The sequence below is a fragment of the Pseudoxanthomonas koreensis genome (genome assembly GCF_010093225.1).
GTDB lineage: Bacteria > Pseudomonadota > Gammaproteobacteria > Xanthomonadales > Xanthomonadaceae > Pseudoxanthomonas > Pseudoxanthomonas koreensis.
In genome coordinates, this window is sequence record NZ_PDWM01000035.1 from 1 (window position 1) to 18,270 (window position 18,270).

The window sequence follows — 18,270 nt, forward strand, 5'->3', positions numbered from 1 at the left end:
CAGCAAGACCACGATCCAGAGCAGCGAGCACGAGCCGTACGGGTTGATGCTGAACCGGGGCAACGACAACCGGCCGGGGTTTACGGGGCATGTGATGGATGCCGGTACCGGGCTGACGTATATGCAGGAGCGGTACATGGATCCGCGGTTGGGGGTGTTCCTCAGTGTCGATCCGGTGACGGCTTACAGCGATCCGGTTCGGATGTTCAATCGCTACGCCTATGCCTTCAACAATCCCTACAAGTTCACTGATCCGGATGGGCGCGCGCCGCAAGACAACTGGTATGGGTATAACGACCAGAATTTCCGGGATTGGGTTCATGATGAAAAGCAGCTAGAGGGACGGAGGGGCGCGCAAAACTACACCCGCGCGGAATTGGATGAATTGAACCGAGAGTGGAAGGCTCAAGGGGAGCCGCGGGGTAAGGGCGGTAAGAGCGGGCGCGGTGGCAGCAATAGGAGGCAGCGAGGGTTTGCTCTTCCGTCTATGCTGAAATTCAATCTGGCCTCGATAACTTGGGCCATCATGTTGTATATCCCGGAGGCAGGCTCTGAAGAAGAGGATATTCGTATGCGCGAATATCACAATTCAAGAGCAACCGTGACCGTCGGGGAAATTGAGCCCGTCTTGCCAGAGCAAGAAAAGCCGGAGCCTCCGAAGCCACCTGAGCCACCTGAGCCTCCGAGAGAGGAAAAGTAAGGAATACGGGAATAGTTTTCTCGGTTCGATTGTTTCGGCGATGCTGAAGGGCGAGGAAAAATGAGTTCAAGTGTTTGTTATGCGAGCTTGGCGATTTATGCAAAGCATGATCGAGAGGCGGAAATAGTTGATCTGCTTGGGAGCGCCCCTTCGTTGGCTGGTGAGAGGAGGGGGACTTTTTCCTGTATCTATTCAACAAGAGATGTTCTTGAACATGCATCTGTTGAAGAGCATGTCCAGTACCTTCAGGAAAAATTCTCAGATTCAACGCAGGCACTTACCCGCTTGTCTGATGAAGGATGCGAAATAAGGGTGTGGATATATTTTGGTGTTGCGCAGGTCAATCGCGCCTTTGTGTTGCAAGACGGCTTCATCAAATGGTTGTCGCTATTCAATGCCGATGTGTGTGTTGATGCTTGGGTTGAATTGGAGAGCTGACGGGACTTAGGTTGACTTCCTAGTCGCTTAGAACGGACAAGGCCCGCATCGCAGCGGGCCTTGTCGTTGTTGCGGTGGGCGTTGACTCAGAATCCGCGCCGGCTGATGGCGTGGTGATGGCCGTGATCCCACGCCATGCGCTGCGAGGCCTGTGCGGCGCGTGCGGTGAACGTATCGACGCTGCTGCCACCGTGCTGCCGTAGCCATGCGCTACCGGCATCCTGCGCTGCGGCATAGGCCGCGTCCCCGCCGTCGAACTCGCGCCGTTCGACCTCGTTGCCATCGGAGAACGCGGAGAACGGGGTCAGGTTCACTTCCTGATGGGAAAGAAGTGAATCTTCCTCCGTTATTGGCAACGGCAACGTGGCCGGGATCACCGACCACACCAGTGGCGGCCGGCAGGCCCGGGCGATGAGCTACGACGCGCGCGACCGGCTGACCCAGGCCACCTCCAGCATGTTCGGCACGGCCGGCTACGGCTACGACGCGCTCGACAACCTGACCACGGTGAACGTGGGCGGCCCGCAGGCGCGCGGCCAGGTCTACTGCTACAGCAGCAACCGGCTGAGCACGGTGCGCACGGGCAGCTGCAGCGGGTCCATCGTGCACAGCCTCGCCTACGACGTGCAGGGCAACCTGGCCAGCAAGGGGGCGCAGGCGTTCGGGTTCGACTACGGCAACCGGCTGCGGGAGGTTGACCTGCCCCCACTGAGCCATGCCAACTCGACCTTTATTCAGGGCGCGAACAGGGCCCAGTTGAGTCCGGATCAGACGATTTCTCTTGCTAGGACAGCCGGCCTAAAAGAAGGTCATACGTTCTTTATTGGCGCGTGCAACGTCGGTGCTGATGGTGGTGCTTACGCACAATCTTTGGCCGACAAGAACAACAGCTTGGTCCTGGCTGCAACAGGGTTTTCGATGTTTCCCACTACCGCTCCCAAGGCGGGAGGCACACCTTACAAGCCTGGCGATCCGGTTACGTTGAGAGTTGATTCTCAGCGGGATGGCAAAGGAGCCGCGGGAACGTTCGCTGTATTCGCACCGGGCGGTAACGGCCCTATCGCAAGTGGCATTCGCAGCGTTACCTACAATCCGGAAACCGGAAAGGCGCAATTGCGGATGGCCCCTGAAACTGGTTCCCGTATCGGCCGCACAGTCTCAGTGTGCGCAGATAACGATAAGTGCGGAAAATGAACGCCATGAACTCCATTATTGGAAGTATGTTGGTGCTCTTTCTTATGGGCTGTCAGCCGCCAACTAGTCGGCCATCAGAGTCAGAACATGGGCCCGAGGAGGCAGAAGTGGCTACGACTTCGACAGGCGAGATGTTCTATCTTGAGCCAGAAGAGTTGAACAAGCAGATGATGCTTGCGAAACAGGGGGATGCTAAGGCTGCAATGCGGGTGGCGGAGCATTACTCGCTTGGCGAGAATGACATGAAGAGCTCGATCCCGTGGTTGACCATCGCGGCCGAGACAGGAGATATCGTTGCCATGCAGAACATCGCAAGCAGCCTGTCTGCGCTAGGTGGAAAGGAGAACTGCCAGGCCGCACTAGGGTGGTTCGAGCGAGCGAAGCGAGAGAAGTCGCCGGAAGAGATTAAGGAGTACGGAATTGATGACTCTATTGCTCGGCTAAAGATCGACTTTGACGGCTGCGTTAAGCGCTCGCGATAAAGAACGGTTCGAGAACGGGGTCACCATTTCGCCCCCCGGGTCAAGCGGGCCGCAAGTAGCTCTCCCGCATCCGGGCTTGGGAAAGAGCGCCTCTCCCTGCCATCGTCTTCCGGAGTGTTTCGATGCGAGGCGGGAACACCGCCTCCGTCACCCTTCTGGATCTAGCAGCCGAAGCTGCCCACGCTGTTGGCGCCCTGACCTGCGCCCATCTCAGGCCCGGTCGCTGCGCGGCCCCGTGGCGATCCAGGCGGCGATCAGCAGCAGCCACTGCATCACCAGGTTGAACCAGATCATCAGGCCGAGGATCACCGCGAAGCCGGCCATCAGCGGATTGTTGCCCGCACCGCTGGCCAGTTCAGCGCCCAGATACTTGAGCACGCCGAACCCGACCGCCCCGAGCAGCGCGCCGCGCAGCAGCGCGCGGTTGCCGACCGGGATGCGCGACTGCAGGCGGAACAGCATGAAGAACACCAGCACGTCGATCACCAGCGCGACCAGCAGGCCGGCCGCCACCAGCGCCGGATCGGGCACCTGGGCATCGGCCGGCACCAGCCACTGCTTGACCAGGCCCAGCGCGTGGGTGCCGATCACCGAGAACGCGGCCGACAGGATCATCAGCGCGCCCAGGGCGAAGACCAGGGCGACGTCGATCAAGCGCATGAGCAGGAAACCGCGATCCTTCTGCGGCAAGCCGAAGATGGTGCGCACGCCGTCGCGGAAGCTGCGCAGCCAGCCGCTGGCGGTGAAGGTCAGGATCGCCAGCACGACCAGGCCGCTGATGCCCAGCACCTGCACGTCGAACAGCGCATCCACGTAGACCGCGCCGCCGGCGCCAGTGTCGATCAGGCCGGGGATGGTGTTCGACAGGCCCGCCACCACCGCATCGCGCAGCGCCGGCGAGGAGCCGAACACGACGCCGAACACGGCGAAGAAGACGTAGACGGCCGCGAACACCGAGAACACCGCCGAGAACGACATGCCGCGCGCCAGCAGCGGCCCGCGGCTCTCCAGGTACAGCGCCAGGGTCCGGCCCGGGCGGCTGCCGTGCCACAGGCGGATCAACGCCCACTCCCGGTGGCGGCAGTGGCGTGGCGGCTCCCCGGCGCCATGGCTGCCGTCGTCCGCGACGGTCCTGCGAAGCATGCAACCACCACGTCCATTCCCCGTTCCGACCGGTCGCGCCGATTCTGGACGTTCTGCCACGGGCAGGAAAGACGGCGGCACCCCGACGTGGACGGCGGAGCCGGCCTCGAACCAAAAGAAAACCCCGCCTCGCGGCGGGGTCTTCCGGTACTGCATGCGTTGCCGGTACGGCCGGATCAGAAATCCATGCCGCCCATGCCACCCATGCCGCCGCCCGGCATCGCCGGCTCGTCCTTCTTCGGCAGCTCGGCGACCATCGCCTCGGTGGTGATCATCAGGCCGGCGATCGAGGCCGCGTTCTGCAACGCCGAGCGGGTGACCTTGGTCGGATCCAGGATGCCGAACTCGACCATGTCGCCGAACTCGCCGTTGGCGGCGTTGTAGCCGAAGTTGCCCGTGCCTTCCTTGACCTTGTTCAGGATCACGGAGGGCTCTTCGCCGGCGTTGGTGACGATCTCGCGCAGCGGGGCTTCCATCGCGCGCAGGGCGATCTGGATGCCGTGGGTCTGGTCTTCGTTGGCACCCTTGAGGTTGCCGATCGCGCTGATCGCACGGACCAGGGCCACGCCACCGCCCGGGACCACGCCTTCCTCGACGGCCGCACGGGTCGCGTGCAGGGCGTCTTCGACGCGCGCCTTCTTTTCCTTCATCTCGATCTCGGTCGAAGCGCCGACCTTGATCACCGCCACGCCGCCGGCCAGCTTGGCCACGCGCTCCTGCAGCTTCTCGCGGTCGTAGTCCGAAGAGGTCTCTTCGATCTGCGCCTTGATCTGCTTGATGCGCGACTCGATGGCGGCGGTGTCGCCGGCGCCGTCGATGATGGTGGTGTTCTCCTTGGAAACCTGCACCTTCTTGGCGCGGCCCAGGTCCTTGATCGTGGCCTTCTCCAGCTGCAGGCCCACTTCCTCGGAAATCACGGTGCCGCCGGTCAGGGTGGCCATGTCTTCCAGCATCGCCTTGCGACGGTCGCCGAAGCCCGGGGCCTTGACCGCGACGACCTTGACGATGCCGCGGATGGTGTTGACCACCAGGGTCGCCAGGGCTTCGCCCTCGACTTCCTCGGCCACGATCAGCAGCGGCTTGCCGGCCTTGGCCACGCCCTCGAGGACGGGCAGCAGGTCACGCACGTTGGAGATCTTCTTGTCGTGCAGCAGGATGAAGGGATCATCCAGGTCGGCCGACTGGCTCTGCTGGTTGTTGATGAAGTACGGCGACAGGTAGCCGCGGTCGAACTGCATGCCCTCGACCACGTCCAGCTCGTTCTCCAGGCCCGAGCCTTCCTCGACCGTGATCACGCCTTCCTTGCCGACCTTCTTCATCGCGTCGGCGATGATGTTGCCGATCGACTCGTCGCTGTTGGCCGAGATGGTGCCGACCTGGGCGATGGCCTTGTCGTCGGCGGTGGGCTTGCTGATCTTCTTCAGCTCGGCCACGGCGGCCACGACGGCCTTGTCGATGCCGCGCTTGAGGTCCATCGGGTTCATGCCGGCGGCGACCGCCTTGGAACCTTCGCGGATCAGCGCCTGGGCCAGCACGGTGGCGGTGGTGGTGCCGTCGCCGGCGTTGTCGGAGGTCTTGGAAGCGACTTCCTTGACCATCTGCGCGCCCATGTTCTCGAACTTGTCGGCCAGCTCGATCTCCTTGGCGACGGACACGCCGTCCTTGGTGATCGTCGGGGCGCCGAAGCTCTTCTCGAGCACGACGTTGCGGCCCTTCGGGCCCAGGGTCGCCTTGACGGCGTTGGCGAGCACGTTCACGCCGCGGACCATGCGGGCGCGGGCGTCTTCACCGAAACGGATTTCCTTGGCAGCCATTGCTGTTACCTCAACTGGATTTTTTTAGTGGTGTGGATTGGCGAAGCGGCGGGCTCAGCCCAGCACGGCGAAGATGTCGTCTTCCTTCACCACCAGGTATTCGGTGCCGTCGAGCTTGACCTCGGTGCCGGAGTACTTGCCGAACAGCACCTGGTCGCCGACCTTGACCTTCGGCGCGCGCACGGTGCCGTTGTCGAGGACCTTGCCCTCGCCCACGGCCACGACCTGGCCCTTGATCGGCTTCTCGGTGGCCGAATCCGGGATCACGATGCCACCGGCGGAGACCTTCTCTTCCTCGGTGCGCTTGATGACGACGCGGTCGTACAGCGGCTTGATGTTGCTCATGTTTCAATCCCTCTCAAGTGATTGACTGGGTTGGAAAAAGGGCGGGTAGCCTAGCACTCGCGTGTTGCGACTGCCAGCGCCGCGGGCGGAAAAAACCCGGGGGTTCGCTCCGGGATGCAGGGGAGATGGGGACCGGCGAACCTCTTTCAAGGGGCGCCCGCTACACTTCCCCCATGCCGGTCCACCTCGTGTTCTGCAGCTGCCCCGACCCCGCCACCGCCCAGCACCTGGCCACGACCCTGGTCGAGGCGCGGCTGGCCGCCTGCGTGAGCGTGCTGCCGCCGATGCGCTCGGTGTACCGCTGGCAGGGCGAAGTGGAGCAGGCCGACGAGGTCCTGCTGCTGGCCAAGACCCCGGCCGAAACGGTGCCGGCGCTGGTGGAGCGGCTCCAGGCCCTGCACCCGTATGAACTCCCGGAGATCGTGGCGGTCGAAGCCGCCGCCGGCCTGCCCGCCCACCCGGACTGGGGGGCCGACGCCCCCCGCCGATGACACCGTACCGATGACCTTCCGCCTCCGCCGTCCCTTCCCGGCCCTGCGCCTTCGCCCCGCCGCGGTCCTGTTGCTGGCCCTGGCCGGCCTGCTGGCGGCGATGCCCGCCACCGCGGTGGACGAGCGCGACCTGCTGCCGGTCGACCAGGCCTTCGTCCTGCGCGCCAGCGCGCCGACCCGCGAGGCGATCGAACTGCGCTGGAAGGTCGCCGACGGCTACTACCTCTACCGCCATCGCACCGCGGTGAAGGCCGACCCGGGCGTGGCCGCCGGCGAGCTGCGCCTGCCCGACGGCACGCGCCACGTCGACGAGTTCTTCGGCCCGGTGGAGACCTACCGCGGCGAACTGGTCGCGACCCTGCCGCTCCAGCCCGGCGCCGCCACCGGCCCGGTCCGGCTGGAAGGGAAGTCCCAGGGCTGCGCCGACATCGGCATCTGCTACCCGCCGCAGACGCGGACGCTGCAAGTGGCGCTGCCGGCGGCGGGCGCCGGGGCGGCGGCCGGCGGCGGCACGCTGCCGGGCCTGCCGGTGGCCGGCGCCAGCACGTCCGGCGGCAGCGGCGCGCTGCGCGGGCTACAGCTGCCCGGCCAGGCGGCGCTGCCGGAAGCGCGGGCCTTCGCCGTGGACGCGATCGCCGATGGCGGCAACCGCATCCGCGTGCGGATGACCCCGGCACCGGGCTATTACATCTACCGCGACCGCAGCAGCTTCAGCCTGGAGGGCGACCCGGGGCTGCAGGCGCAGCCGCCGCGCTGGCCCGAGGGCACCCGCCACCGCGACGAGCACTTCGGCGAGGTGGTGGTGTTCTTCGACGCGGTCGACGCGATCGTGCCGGTGCGCCGCAGCCATCCGGACCCGGCGTCCGTGACCGTGGTGGCGAACTTCCAGGGCTGCCAGGACGAAGGCATCGGCTATCCGCCGATGACCCGGCGCATCCCGGTGGACCTGCCTGCCGGCAAGGTAGACGCGGCCACGGTCGAGCCCGCCGGTGCGGGCGCACCGGCCAGCGCGGATGCAGGCGCGGCCGGGAACGGGACCGTCGCGGCCCCGGCCGGCACGGAGGCAGGCACCGATCCCGCCACGGCCGGGGCCGGCGTCGACGATGCGGCCGGCCCCGTCGCCCCCGCCACGCCCGACGCCTCCGCCGGCAACGCCCTGCGCACCGCCGCGCCGCCGCAGGCGCAGGCGCCGGCCGCGGGCCTGGCCGGCATCCTGCTGCTGGCCCTGCTCGGCGGCCTGGTGCTGAACCTGATGCCGTGCGTGCTGCCGATCCTCTCGCTCAAGGCCCTGGGCCTGGCCCAGAGCGGCGAGAGCCGCGGGCACGCGCGCCGGCATGCGCTCTGGTACACCGCCGGCGTGCTGGTCGCCTTCGCCGCGGTCGGCGCGCTGGTGGTCGGGCTGCGCGCGGCCGGGCATGCCGCCGGCTGGGGCTTCCAGCTGCAGCAGCCGTGGTTCGTGGCCGCGCTGGCCTACCTGATGTTCGCCGTGGGCCTGAGCCTGTCGGGGGTGTTCACCCTGGGGGGCGGGATCGGTGGCGGCCTGGCCGCGCAACGCAGCGGGCCGGCCGGCGACTTCATGACCGGAGTGCTGGCCTGCGTGGTCGCCAGCCCCTGCATCGCCCCGTTCATGGGCCCGGCGCTGGCCTACGCCTTCGCCGCCCCGGCGGCGGCCGGGATGCTGGTGTTCGTGGTGCTCGGCCTGGGACTGGCGCTGCCGTTCCTGCTGATCGGTTTCGTCCCCGGGCTGGCGCGGCGGCTGCCCCGGCCCGGCGCCTGGATGGAAACGCTCAAGCAGCTGCTCGCCTTCCCGATGTACCTGACCGCGGTGTGGCTGCTGTGGGTGCTCGGGCGCCAGCGCGGGGTGGACGCGATCGCCCTGGTACTGGCCGGCGCGGCGCTGCTGGCGCTGGCGCTGTGGTGGTTCGAGCGCAGCCGCTGGCGCGGCCCGCGCATCGCCCAGGTCCTGGCCGTAGCGCTGGGCGTGGTGGCGCTGCTGCCGGTGTGGGGCGTGGCCCGGATCGCTCCGCCGGCGGCGGCGGCGCAGGCCGAGGGCGTGCTGGCGTACTCGCCGGAAACCCTGGACCGCCTGCGCGGCGAGGACCGCGTGGTCTTCGTCAACATGACCGCCGACTGGTGCGTGACCTGCAAGGCCAACGAACGCAACGTGCTGTCCGGCGACGCCTTCGCCGCCGCGCTGCAACGCACCGGTGCGGTGTACATGCGCGGCGACTGGACCAACACCGACCCGCTGATCAGCCAGTTCCTCGAAGCACACAACGCCGTCGGCGTGCCGCTGTACGTGGTCTACGGCCCCGGCGCCCCGCCGGCGGTGCTGCCGCCGGTGCTCACCGACGCCATCGTCGAGGACGCGCTGCTGCGCGCCGCGGCCCGATGAGCGCCGGCCCTTCCCGCAAGCCGCTGCTGGCGCTGCTGGCCGTGGCCACCGTCGCCGGCGCGCTGGGCCTGCTGGCCGGCTGGTGGAGCGGCGGCGGCCTGCAGTTGCGCGACTACGGCGACGCCGGCCCGGCGATGCCGCACGCCGCCAGCGCCACGCCGGGCGGTGTGCACCCCGCCCGGCCCGGCGACCCGCTGCCGGCGATCGTCCTGCCCGGCCTGGACGGCAACCCCGTCGACCTCGCCGGCCTGGCCCCCGGCCGCCCACTGCTGGTCAACGTCTGGGCCGGCTGGTGCGCCCCCTGTGTCGAAGAAATGCCCGAACTGCAGCGCTACGCCCAGGCCCAGGGCGACACCGGCGTGCAGGTGGTCGGCCTGGCCCTGGATACCCCCGAAGGTGTCCGCGACTTCCTCGCCCGCATCCCGGTCGCCTACCCCATCCTGATCGACCAGCCTGGCCCGGCCGACGCCAGCGTCCAGCTCGGCAACACCCGTGGCTTGCTGCCCTACAGCGTCCTGGTCGACGCCGAGCGCAGGGTGGTGAAGCAGAAGCTGGGGCCGTTCGCCGCCGGCGAAATCGAAGCCTGGGCGCAATCCGGCCCCGCCGACCCCCTGTAGGAGCCCACTTCAGGGGGCGACCCGGTGGCGTCGGGAAAAGCGGCGTTCAACGCGCCGCATCCGCAGGGGCCGCGTCGAACGCGGGCTGCGGACAAGCCTGCGGGTCGCCCCCTGAAGTGGGCTCCTACAGGGGGCGCGCCCTCTGCGGCTAGCAGTTTCGGGAGGGGCCACACTTTCAATCATTCGCTTGAAACGCGGTGAACTTCGCCGAACTGGACACGATCGGCGCCTTCGCGCAGACTCGCGCCCTTTCCCGCCGCACGCCCCACACGCCTCCAATGGCTCGACTGCTGGTCCTGCACGGCCCCAACCTCAACCTGCTCGGCAGTCGCGAGCCGGAGGTCTACGGCCATGCCACCCTGGCCGACATCGACGCCGGCCTGGCCGCGCAGGCCGCCGCCGCCGGCCACCAGATCGAGTTCCTGCAGGCCAACGCCGAGCACGTCCTGGTCGAACGCATCCAGGCCGCCCGCGGCGACGGCACCGTCTTCATCCTGATCAACCCCGCCGCCTTCACCCACACCTCCGTCGCCCTCCGCGACGCGCTGGCCGCGGTGGCGATCCCGTACATCGAGATCCACCTGTCCAATCCCCACGCCCGCGAACCCTTCCGCCAGCACAGCTACTTCAGCGACAAGGCGGTCGGCGTGGTCTGCGGCTTCGGCGCCGACAGCTACCGCTACGCCCTGGACGCCGCCCTGGCGCGCCTGCCGGGCTGACGCCCTTCCCATTCCGCACCCGCAACACCGAGGCCAACCATGGACCTGCGCAAGATCAAGAAACTCATCGACCTGCTCGAAGAATCCAACCTCGCCGAAATCGAGATCAAGGAGGGCGAGGAAAGCGTGCGCCTGTCGCGCATCCCCACCGGCGTGGCCGTGGCCGCCCCGGCCGCCGCGCTGGAAGTGCGCAGCCCGGCCGCCGCCGCGCCGGCCGCGCCGATGCCGATGAACTCGCCCGTGGAAGCGGCCACCGGCGGCAGCGCCAAGGGCGGTCCCGAGCTGCCCCCGGGCCACGTGGTCCGCGCGCCGATGGTCGGCACGTACTACGCCGCCCCGGCCCCGGACAAGCCGGCCTTCGTCAGCGTCGGCCAGCAGGTCAAGGCCGGCGAGACCCTCGGCATCATCGAGGCGATGAAGATGTTCAACCCGATCGAGGCCGACGTCGCCGGCACCGTCGTCGCGATCCTGTGCGAGAGCGGCCAGCCGATCGAGTTCGACCAGCCGCTGTTCGTCATCGGCTGAGCAGGGCGTCGCGCGGCGCCTGCCGCGCACCTGCGGACGTCCGCCAGCCTGGAGGCCGGCGGGCCTGAAGAACGAACCGGGAAACGAACATGCTCGATAAAGTCGTCATCGCCAACCGCGGCGAGATCGCGCTGCGGATACTGCGCGCCTGCCACGCGATGGGCATCCGCACCGTCGCCGTGCACTCCACCGTGGACCGCAACCTCAAGCACGTGGCCATGGCCGACGAGTCGGTCTGCATCGGCCCGGCGCCGTCCACCGACAGCTACCTCAACATGGCCTCGATCATCGCTGCCGCGGAAGTCACCGACGCCCAGGCGATCCATCCCGGCTACGGCTTCCTCTCCGAGAACGCCGATTTCGCCGAGCGCGTGGAGCAGTCCGGCTTCGTCTTCATCGGGCCCAGGGCCGACACCATCCGCCTGATGGGCGACAAGGTCGAGGCGATCCGGGCGATGAAGTCCGCCGGCGTGCCCTGCGTGCCCGGCTCCGGCGGCCCGCTCGGCGAGGACATCGTCGCCAACACCCGGATCGCCCGCGAGATCGGCTACCCGGTGATCATCAAGGCCGCCGGCGGCGGCGGCGGCCGCGGCATGCGCGTGGTCCATTCCGAAGCCGCGCTGGCCAACGCCATCACCACGACCAAGACCGAAGCCAAGGCCGCGTTCGGCAACGGCGAGGTCTACATGGAGAAGTTCCTGGAGAATCCGCGCCACGTGGAGATCCAGGTGCTGGCCGACGGCCAGGGCAACGCCATCCACCTGGGCGAGCGCGACTGCTCGATGCAGCGCCGCCACCAGAAGGTGGTCGAGGAAGCGCCGGCGCCGGGCATCAGCGCCGAGCAGCGTGCGCAGATCGGCAAGGTCTGCGTGGAGGCCTGCATCCGCATCGGCTACCGCGGCGCGGGCACGTTCGAGTTCCTGTACGAGGACGGGCGCTTCTACTTCATCGAGATGAACACCCGCATCCAGGTCGAGCATCCGGTCACCGAGATGGTCACCGGCATCGACCTGGTCGCCGAGCAGCTGCGCATTGCCGCTGGCCACACGCTGTCGATCCGGCAGGAGGACGTGGTCCTGGAAGGCCACGCGATCGAATGCCGGATCAACGCCGAGGACCCGGAGACGTTCATCCCCAGCCCCGGCCTGATCCAGCACTTCCACGCCCCGGGCGGCCCGGGCGTGCGCGTGGACACCCACATCTACGAGGGCTACCGGGTGCCGCCGAACTACGATTCGATGGTCGGAAAACTCATCGTGCACGCGCCCGACCGCGCCACGGCGATCGCGCGCATGCGCGTGGCGCTGAGCGAGATGGTGGTGGACGGGATCAGGACCAACATCCCGCTGCAGCAGCGGATCATGCGCGACCAGGGCTTCCAGGCCGGCGGCCAGAACATCCACTACCTGGAAAAGCGCCTGGCCGAGCGCAAGAGCAAATCGATCGCGCTGGGCTGATGCGACGATGCCGTACCTGGAACTGAGCCTGCGCAGCACCGAGGCCGAACAGCCGCGCTACGAGCGCGCGCTGGAGGATGTCGGCGCACTGTCGGTGACCCTGCTCGACGCCGACGCCGACACCCCCAACGAGCGCGCCATCCTCGAACCGGGCGTTGGCGAGACCCCGATCTGGAAGTCGCTGGTGCTGACTGCGCTGTTCGACGCCGATACCGACGCGCTGGCGCTGCTGGCGGCGCTGGAAGCGTTCGACCCGGGCCTGGACTGGGCCGGCGCCGGCTTCCGCAAGGTCGAGGACGAGGACTGGGAGCGCGCCTGGCTGGACCAGTTCCAGCCGATGCGCTTCGGCCAGCGCACCTGGATCGTGCCCTGGAACCACGAACTGCCGGCGGAGGCCGACGTGCCCGGTGCGGCGGTGGTGCGGCTGGACCCTGGCCTGGCGTTCGGCTCGGGCACCCATCCGACCACCGCGCTGTGCCTGCGCTGGCTCGACGCGCTGGCCGGCGAAGGGGTGCTGCGCGGCGCGCGCGTGCTCGATTTCGGCTGCGGCTCGGGGATCCTGGCGCTGGCCGCGCTCAAGCTCGGTGCGGACGCGGCGGTCGGCGTGGACAACGATCCGCAGGCATTGCTGGCCACCGCCGACAACGCGCAGCGCAACGCGGTCGATGATCGCCTGGCGGTGTACCTGCCCGCCGACGAGCCGGCCGCGACCTATCCGGTGGTGGTGGCCAACATCCTGGCCACCGCGCTGGACGCGCTGGCCGATGTGCTGGCCGCCCGCGTGGCCCCGGGCGGGCGCATCGCCCTGTCCGGGATCCTGCGCGGGCAGGAGGACGAACTGCTGCAGCGCTACGCGGCCTGGTTCGACCACTTGCAGGTCGCCACCGAGGAAGACTGGGTGCGGATCGAGGGCGTGCGCCGCTGAGCGGTCGCCGCCGGGCCACGCCCGGCATCGCGGGCGACCGCGCCGGCATGCTTGAATAGGCCGCATGTTCTTTCCCTGCCCGCACTGCCAGTTCCTGGTTTCCCACCATCCGCAACTGCGGCCGCTGCCGGCGCACTGCCCGCAGTGCGCACGTTCGCTGCTGGAGGATGCGGAGCCGGTGGCGGAAGACGGCGAGGGCGGTCTTCGCGAAGTGACGGTCGACGCGGCGTCCGCCGACGCGGCGGATGGCGACGGCGAAAGCGGGGACGAGGCAGCGCTTCCTGCCACGGATGACGACCGGGCTGCGGCAGACCCTGGGGCCGCGATGGACGGCGATACCCGCGCAGATGCCGCAGCCGCGGCCGGTGGCGATACCGCAGGCTCCGAAGCCGCGATTGACCCTGAAGCCGCGCCGGCAGCACTGCCCGCGCACGCGAACGCGCCTGCCGCGTTCGCCACCCCCCACCGCAACCGCCGGGCGCGATGGAGCTGGCCACTGGTCGCGGTGCTGGCGCTGCTGCTGGTGTTGCAGGCCCTGCTCGCCGACCGCGCGCGGCTGGCCGCCGATCCGCGCTGGCGACCGCTGCTCGAATCGCTGTGCGGCGCACTGCAATGCGACCTGCCGGCGTGGCACGAGCCTGCCGCGTTCACCATGCTCGATCGCAAAGTGCGACCGGCGTCACAACCTGGCGCGCTGCGCGTGGACGCCACCTTCCGCAACGACGCGCGCTGGCCGCAGGCATGGCCGGCGCTGCAGCTGGCGCTGTCCGACGCCGACGGGCACGTGCTCGGCAGCCACGTGTTCCCGCCGACCGAATACCTGGGTGCCGCTGCGTCCACGCGCCTGTCTCCCGGACAGAGCGCACAGGTCACCTTCCTGGTGCAGGAGCCGGCGCCGGGCACGGTCGCGTTCTCGTTCGAGTTCCGCTGAACGCGCAGTCCGCACGTCCAGTCCATGGCAGCGACCGGGCGGCCGCGCTAGACTCCCATGCCCGCTTGCAAGCGGCCCGCAGCAATCTCCGGAACTCCTGTGCAGCAGAATGCCTCTTCCCGCGCCGACGCCGGTCGCGCAACTTCCCGTCCGCCGCTGCGCGAGCACGTCGCCATGTCGGTACGTCGCTACCTGCGCGACCTGGATGGCGTGGACGCCAACGACGTCTACGAGATCGTGCTGCGCGAGATGGAGATCCCGCTGTTCGTGGAAGTGCTCAACCACTGCGAAGGCAACCAGAGCCGCGCCGCCGCGCTGCTCGGCATCCACCGCGCCACCCTGCGCAAGAAGCTGAAGGACTACGGGCTGGCCTGAGACGGCCGCCACGTTCGCACGTGGCCCGCATCGCGTAGACTCGCTGCGCCGGCAGGGGTGCCGGCCGCCTTCGCAAGGTTTCCCGCGCGGCACGGGGGCGATCGCACGCGACCGCGCGGCGCGACAGGGGGAAATCGATGCATCCTGCAGGGAATTGGCCCAGGTACCTGGGCCGGGCGCTGGCGCTGTGCGCGTGCCTGTCCGCCGCTTTGCCAGCGCTGGCCGCCAAGGCCAGGAACGACGCGATCCAGCCCGATGCGACGGTGATGGCCGTCTACGTGGCCGGCGACACGCTCAAGGCACGCCATTACGCGACCGCGTCGAACAGCTGGATCGAACCGGGCAAGGCCTTCGCCCAGGCGCTGGAGGGCGACGGCAGGAAATACTTCCCGAACCTGTACCTGGTCGCCGCGACGCAATCGCAGCCACAGGACCGGCAGTACGCCCTGCTGGTGGCCATGGACCCGAAGTGGAGCGAGTCCCGCCCCATCGAGCTGACCCTGGGCTACGTGGTCTACGACGCGAACGGCGAACGCCTGCTCGAAGGCAAGGTGAAACCGGCTACGGCGCGGATGGTCAGCCTCGACGCGATCGTCACCGAGACCAGCGTGCTCGCGGTGCAGCAGGCGATGGCGCAGATCCATCGCAGGCTCGCGTCCAACCCGCCGCAGCTGGCCACCGCGCCGGCCGCATCGATCAACCTGGCCCGCCTGGTCGACCGCGCGAAGCCACGACGCACCGGCACCGGCGTCTTCATCAACCGCAGCGGCCAACTGCTCACCGCCGAACACCTGGTCCGCGAATGCGTTGTGCTGGAAGCGCATGTCGACGACCACGCGGTGCCGCTGGCGACGCGCACCGCAAGCAGCGTGCTCGACGTTGCCGTGCTCGATTCAGGCGTGGCCCACGCCTCCAGCCTGCCGCTGCGCCGGGACGCAGGCTTCGACCTGGGCGAACCGGTGCTGGCGGTCGGCCATCCGGCCCGCGGCCACGCCGGTGATGCACCGACCCTGGGCCGCGGCACCATCAGCGCGGAGAAGGGCCCGCGGGGTTCGCTGGGCGCGTTCCAGTTCTCCGCCTCGCCACGCGCCGGCAACCATGGCAGCCCCGTGGTTTCCGATGCCGGCGAACTGCTCGGCCTCAGCGTCGGCACGCGCGACAGCGACCTCCTGGCCGAGCGCGGGCTGATGCCAAAGAACACCGACTTCGCGCTCGATGCGCGCCACATCGCCCGCTTCCTGCAGCGCGCGAACATCGCCTTCGACACGCTTGCTCCCGCCGAGGCGCACCGCGAAACCGGTGCGCAGGCCGCGATGGCCAACACCGTCCAGATCAACTGTTACCAGTGAGGCGCACCCGGATGATCCGCCATTGCCTGCTCGTCCTCGCCCTGCTGGCGCCCGCGTCCGCGCTGGCGGACGCGCCCGCGCCAGCTGCCGAGGCGCTCCCCGACACCGCGCCGCCAGTTGCGCCCATCGCCGGCGCATTGCCTCCGATGTGGTTCTACAGTTCGCTGGCGCCGGACGAGGTGCTGCCCACGCTCAAGGCCCATCCGGCCCTGGCCGGCCTGGACAAGGACCTGGCCGGCAGTCCGCTGTCGCTGGTGGTGACGCATACCTACGAGACCACGGCTGGTGGCAAGGCCGCCGGACTGGTGACCGGCCTGCTGTCCGCCGGCACGCTGGGCATCGTCCCGATCGTCAGCAACAACCGCCTGGTGGTCCGTTACGAGGTGCTGCTCAACGGCAAGTCGATCACCACCCATTCCTTCCAGCGCACCGCGACCCGCGCGCAGAACCTGTGGGTGACCGGGCAAGGCCAGGAAGGCCAGCTCGGCAAGGCGGGCCTGGAATGGGCGATGTCGACGGTCGCCGACGCGGCGGCCCGGCTGGCAGAGGACCCGGCCCTGGTCGCGGTCCGCGACGAGATCGAGTTCTACTTCCCCCCCGCCGGGGACGCTCCGACGCAAGACTGAGGCGTCCATCGGGTGCGGGCCACGGCCATGCGCGGCCGTGCCCGGGCAAGTAGCCCGGGCACGCCGCGTATAATCGTCCAGCTCCGCCCTCCCCCGAACCGCTCCTGCATGAATGTCAAATCCGATCCGCCGGTGAAGCTTCGCCGGGCGCTGCTGTCCGTTTCCGACAAGACCGGCCTGCTCGAACTGGCCCGCGCGCTGGTCGCGCACGACGTCGAGCTGCTCTCCACCGGCGGCACCGCCCGCGCGCTGCGCGAGGCCGGCCTGGCGGTGAAGGATGTGTCCGAGGTCACCGGCTTCCCGGAAATGATGGACGGCCGGGTCAAGACCCTGCACCCGCTGGTCCACGGCGGCCTGCTCGGCCGCGCCGGCGTCGACGACGCGGTGATGGCGCAGCACGGGATCGGCGCGATCGACCTGCTGGTGCTGAACCTGTATCCGTTCGAGACGGTGACCGCCAAGGCCGGCTGCACCCTGGCCGAGGCGGTGGAGAACATCGACATCGGCGGCCCGGCGATGCTGCGCTCGGCGGCGAAGAACTTCGCCCGTGTGGCGGTGGCGACCGCGCCGGAGCAGTACGCCGGCGTCGTCGCCGAACTCGACGCCAATGACGGCCGGCTGTCGGCGGCGACCCGCTTCGCCCTGTCGGTGGCCGCGTTCAACCGCGTGGCCCAGTACGACGCGGCGATCAGCAACTACCTGTCCTCGGTCACCGACGTGTCGGCCGAAGTGCCGGTGCGCACGCCGTTCTCCGCGCAGGCCAACGGCAGCTTCGTCAAGGTCATGGACCTGCGCTACGGCGAGAACCCGCACCAGCAGGCCGCGTTCTACCGCGACCTGCACCCGGCGCCAGGTTCGCTGGCGACGTTCGAACAGCTGCAGGGCAAGGAACTGAGCTACAACAACATCGCCGACAGCGACGCGGCCTGGGAATGCGTGCGCCAGTTCGACGCGCCGGCCTGCGTGATCGTCAAGCACGCCAATCCCTGCGGCGTGGCGGTGGGGGCGTCCTGCGCCGACAGCTACGAGCAGGCCTACGCCACCGACCCGACCTCGGCGTTCGGCGGGATCATCGCCTTCACCCGCCCGCTCGACGCGGCTACCGCGAAGACGATCCTCGACCGCCAGTTCGTCGAGGTGCTGATCGCCCCGGACTACGACGCCGGCTCGCTGGGATACGCGACGAAGAAGGCCAACGTGCGCGTGCTGCGCATTGCACTGGCACCGGCGTCGAAGGGTTTCATCGACACCAAGCGGGTCGGCTCGGGCCTGCTGATGCAGACCGTCGACGACCGCGTGGTCGACCGCGGCGAGCTCAAGGTGGTGACGAAGCTGGCGCCGACCGAAGCCCAGTTCAGCGACCTGCTGTTCGCGTGGAAAGTCGCCAAGTTCGTCAAGTCCAACGCGATCGTCTATGCGAAGGACAACCGCACGATCGGCGTGGGCGCCGGGCAGATGAGCCGGGTGTATTCGGCGCGCATCGCCGGGATCAAGGCGGCCGACGCCGGCCTGGTGGTGGAAGGCTCGGTGATGGCCTCCGACGCGTTCTTCCCGTTCCGCGACGGCATCGACGCCGCCGCCGCCGCCGGGATCAAGGCGGTGATCCAGCCGGGCGGCTCGATGCGCGACGCCGAGGTGGTGGCCGCGGCCGACGAGCACGGCATCGCCATGGTCTTCACCGGCGTGCGCCACTTCCGCCACTGACCCGCTCCCCCGCCGTGCGGCACGGTGCCCCGCCCGCCGC

The 18,270-nt window shown here is 68.8% G+C and carries 20 protein-coding genes; 16 read left to right on the plus strand and 4 right to left on the minus strand.

Annotated elements, in window-relative coordinates:
* The coding region (locus CSC64_RS10835; protein WP_162435335.1) for an RHS repeat-associated core domain-containing protein at window positions 1-700 on the plus strand (700 nt) is incomplete at its 5' end.
* A gap of 60 nt (window positions 701-760) precedes the next feature.
* A complete protein-coding gene (locus CSC64_RS10840; RefSeq protein WP_162435336.1) occupies window positions 761-1,138 on the plus strand; it encodes a DUF4279 domain-containing protein in 378 nt (125 codons plus the stop codon).
* An 86-nt stretch (window positions 1,139-1,224) separates the two neighbouring features.
* On the opposite strand, the gene CSC64_RS10845 is transcribed toward CSC64_RS10840, so the two are convergent.
* Window positions 1,225-1,524 carry a hypothetical protein gene (locus CSC64_RS10845; RefSeq protein ID WP_238390015.1) on the minus strand — a complete coding sequence of 100 codons (300 nt, stop codon included), beginning with the start codon at window positions 1,522-1,524 and terminating at the stop codon, window positions 1,225-1,227.
* A gap of 25 nt (window positions 1,525-1,549) precedes the next feature.
* On the opposite strand from CSC64_RS10845, the gene CSC64_RS10850 reads away from it, so the two are divergent.
* Together CSC64_RS10850 and CSC64_RS10855 are read left to right on the plus strand one after the other, a co-directional pair.
* Window positions 1,550-2,332, plus strand: a complete 783-nt coding sequence (locus tag CSC64_RS10850) for an RHS repeat protein (RefSeq protein ID WP_162435338.1) — start codon at window positions 1,550-1,552, stop codon at window positions 2,330-2,332.
* Window positions 2,329-2,814, plus strand: coding sequence for an SEL1-like repeat protein (locus CSC64_RS10855; RefSeq protein ID WP_238390016.1), 486 nt, complete (start codon window positions 2,329-2,331; stop codon window positions 2,812-2,814). The genes CSC64_RS10850 and CSC64_RS10855 overlap by 4 nt, the downstream gene beginning before the upstream one ends.
* A 210-nt stretch (window positions 2,815-3,024) precedes the next feature.
* Here the strand turns inward: CSC64_RS10855 and CSC64_RS10860 are convergent, their stop codons facing one another.
* From CSC64_RS10860 to groES, 3 genes are all read right to left on the minus strand, one after another.
* Complete coding sequence (locus CSC64_RS10860) at window positions 3,025-3,957, minus strand: YihY/virulence factor BrkB family protein (RefSeq protein ID WP_162435340.1); 933 nt, start codon at window positions 3,955-3,957, stop codon at window positions 3,025-3,027.
* Window positions 3,958-4,133: 176 nt separating this feature from the next.
* Window positions 4,134-5,771: a chaperonin GroEL gene (gene groL, locus CSC64_RS10865; RefSeq protein WP_162435341.1), complete on the minus strand. Its 1,638-nt coding sequence runs from the start codon at window positions 5,769-5,771 to the stop codon at window positions 4,134-4,136.
* A gap of 54 nt (window positions 5,772-5,825) precedes the next feature.
* On the minus strand, window positions 5,826-6,116 hold the full coding sequence (groES, locus tag CSC64_RS10870; protein WP_162435342.1) for a co-chaperone GroES: 291 nt from the start codon (window positions 6,114-6,116) through the stop codon (window positions 5,826-5,828).
* A 173-nt stretch (window positions 6,117-6,289) separates the two neighbouring features.
* Between groES and cutA the strand changes: the two genes are divergently transcribed.
* From cutA to purH, 12 genes are all read left to right on the plus strand, one after another.
* Complete coding sequence (gene cutA, locus CSC64_RS10875) at window positions 6,290-6,607, plus strand: divalent-cation tolerance protein CutA (RefSeq protein ID WP_162435343.1); 318 nt, start codon at window positions 6,290-6,292, stop codon at window positions 6,605-6,607.
* Window positions 6,608-6,617: 10 nt separating this feature from the next.
* Complete coding sequence (locus tag CSC64_RS10880; RefSeq protein WP_162435344.1) at window positions 6,618-9,002, plus strand: protein-disulfide reductase DsbD family protein; 2,385 nt, start codon at window positions 6,618-6,620, stop codon at window positions 9,000-9,002.
* Window positions 8,999-9,619 (plus strand): TlpA family protein disulfide reductase, encoded by a 621-nt coding sequence (locus CSC64_RS10885; protein ID WP_162435345.1) that lies wholly within the window; start codon window positions 8,999-9,001, stop codon window positions 9,617-9,619. The genes CSC64_RS10880 and CSC64_RS10885 overlap by 4 nt, the downstream gene beginning before the upstream one ends.
* Before the next feature lie 278 nt (window positions 9,620-9,897).
* Window positions 9,898-10,338 (plus strand): type II 3-dehydroquinate dehydratase, encoded by a 441-nt coding sequence (gene aroQ, locus CSC64_RS10890; RefSeq protein WP_162435346.1) that lies wholly within the window; start codon window positions 9,898-9,900, stop codon window positions 10,336-10,338.
* A 39-nt stretch (window positions 10,339-10,377) separates the two neighbouring features.
* The gene (accB, locus tag CSC64_RS10895) at window positions 10,378-10,863 is read left to right on the plus strand and encodes an acetyl-CoA carboxylase biotin carboxyl carrier protein (RefSeq protein ID WP_162435347.1); all 486 of its coding nucleotides are present in this window, start codon (window positions 10,378-10,380) and stop codon (window positions 10,861-10,863) included.
* A gap of 89 nt (window positions 10,864-10,952) precedes the next feature.
* Complete coding sequence (gene accC / locus CSC64_RS10900; RefSeq protein ID WP_162435348.1) at window positions 10,953-12,320, plus strand: acetyl-CoA carboxylase biotin carboxylase subunit; 1,368 nt, start codon at window positions 10,953-10,955, stop codon at window positions 12,318-12,320.
* A 7-nt stretch (window positions 12,321-12,327) separates the two neighbouring features.
* Entirely contained in the window at window positions 12,328-13,245 is a 918-nt protein-coding gene (gene prmA, locus CSC64_RS10905; RefSeq protein ID WP_162435349.1) for a 50S ribosomal protein L11 methyltransferase, read from the plus strand.
* A gap of 64 nt (window positions 13,246-13,309) precedes the next feature.
* Window positions 13,310-14,176 carry a DUF3426 domain-containing protein gene (locus CSC64_RS10910; RefSeq protein ID WP_238390017.1) on the plus strand — a complete coding sequence of 289 codons (867 nt, stop codon included), beginning with the start codon at window positions 13,310-13,312 and terminating at the stop codon, window positions 14,174-14,176.
* A gap of 57 nt (window positions 14,177-14,233) precedes the next feature.
* Window positions 14,234-14,551 (plus strand): DNA-binding transcriptional regulator Fis, encoded by a 318-nt coding sequence (fis, locus tag CSC64_RS10915; RefSeq protein ID WP_238390018.1) that lies wholly within the window; start codon window positions 14,234-14,236, stop codon window positions 14,549-14,551.
* Between the two features lie 137 nt (window positions 14,552-14,688).
* Complete coding sequence (locus CSC64_RS10920) at window positions 14,689-15,900, plus strand: S1 family peptidase (RefSeq protein ID WP_162435351.1); 1,212 nt, start codon at window positions 14,689-14,691, stop codon at window positions 15,898-15,900.
* A gap of 11 nt (window positions 15,901-15,911) precedes the next feature.
* Complete coding sequence (locus CSC64_RS10925; RefSeq protein ID WP_162435352.1) at window positions 15,912-16,526, plus strand: hypothetical protein; 615 nt, start codon at window positions 15,912-15,914, stop codon at window positions 16,524-16,526.
* Window positions 16,527-16,634: 108 nt separating this feature from the next.
* Window positions 16,635-18,230, plus strand: a complete 1,596-nt coding sequence (gene purH / locus CSC64_RS10930) for a bifunctional phosphoribosylaminoimidazolecarboxamide formyltransferase/IMP cyclohydrolase (RefSeq protein ID WP_162435353.1) — start codon at window positions 16,635-16,637, stop codon at window positions 18,228-18,230.
* Window positions 18,231-18,270 lie beyond the last annotated feature (40 nt).

Coding starts and splice junctions, on each gene's coding strand:
- CSC64_RS10840 (WP_162435336.1), top strand. CDS start 761: ATGAGTTCAAGTGTTTGTTATGCGAGCTTGGCGATTTATGCAAAGCAT.
- CSC64_RS10850 (WP_162435338.1), top strand. CDS start 1,550: ATGAGCTACGACGCGCGCGACCGGCTGACCCAGGCCACCTCCAGCATG.
- CSC64_RS10855 (WP_238390016.1), top strand. CDS start 2,329: ATGAACGCCATGAACTCCATTATTGGAAGTATGTTGGTGCTCTTTCTT.
- CSC64_RS10860 (WP_162435340.1), bottom strand. CDS start 3,957: ATGCTTCGCAGGACCGTCGCGGACGACGGCAGCCATGGCGCCGGGGAG.
- groL (WP_162435341.1), bottom strand. CDS start 5,771: ATGGCTGCCAAGGAAATCCGTTTCGGTGAAGACGCCCGCGCCCGCATG.
- groES (WP_162435342.1), bottom strand. CDS start 6,116: ATGAGCAACATCAAGCCGCTGTACGACCGCGTCGTCATCAAGCGCACC.
- cutA (WP_162435343.1), top strand. CDS start 6,290: ATGCCGGTCCACCTCGTGTTCTGCAGCTGCCCCGACCCCGCCACCGCC.
- CSC64_RS10880 (WP_162435344.1), top strand. CDS start 6,618: ATGACCTTCCGCCTCCGCCGTCCCTTCCCGGCCCTGCGCCTTCGCCCC.
- CSC64_RS10885 (WP_162435345.1), top strand. CDS start 8,999: ATGAGCGCCGGCCCTTCCCGCAAGCCGCTGCTGGCGCTGCTGGCCGTG.
- aroQ (WP_162435346.1), top strand. CDS start 9,898: ATGGCTCGACTGCTGGTCCTGCACGGCCCCAACCTCAACCTGCTCGGC.
- accB (WP_162435347.1), top strand. CDS start 10,378: ATGGACCTGCGCAAGATCAAGAAACTCATCGACCTGCTCGAAGAATCC.
- accC (WP_162435348.1), top strand. CDS start 10,953: ATGCTCGATAAAGTCGTCATCGCCAACCGCGGCGAGATCGCGCTGCGG.
- prmA (WP_162435349.1), top strand. CDS start 12,328: ATGCCGTACCTGGAACTGAGCCTGCGCAGCACCGAGGCCGAACAGCCG.
- CSC64_RS10910 (WP_238390017.1), top strand. CDS start 13,310: ATGTTCTTTCCCTGCCCGCACTGCCAGTTCCTGGTTTCCCACCATCCG.
- fis (WP_238390018.1), top strand. CDS start 14,234: ATGCCCGCTTGCAAGCGGCCCGCAGCAATCTCCGGAACTCCTGTGCAG.
- CSC64_RS10920 (WP_162435351.1), top strand. CDS start 14,689: ATGCATCCTGCAGGGAATTGGCCCAGGTACCTGGGCCGGGCGCTGGCG.
- CSC64_RS10925 (WP_162435352.1), top strand. CDS start 15,912: ATGATCCGCCATTGCCTGCTCGTCCTCGCCCTGCTGGCGCCCGCGTCC.
- purH (WP_162435353.1), top strand. CDS start 16,635: ATGAATGTCAAATCCGATCCGCCGGTGAAGCTTCGCCGGGCGCTGCTG.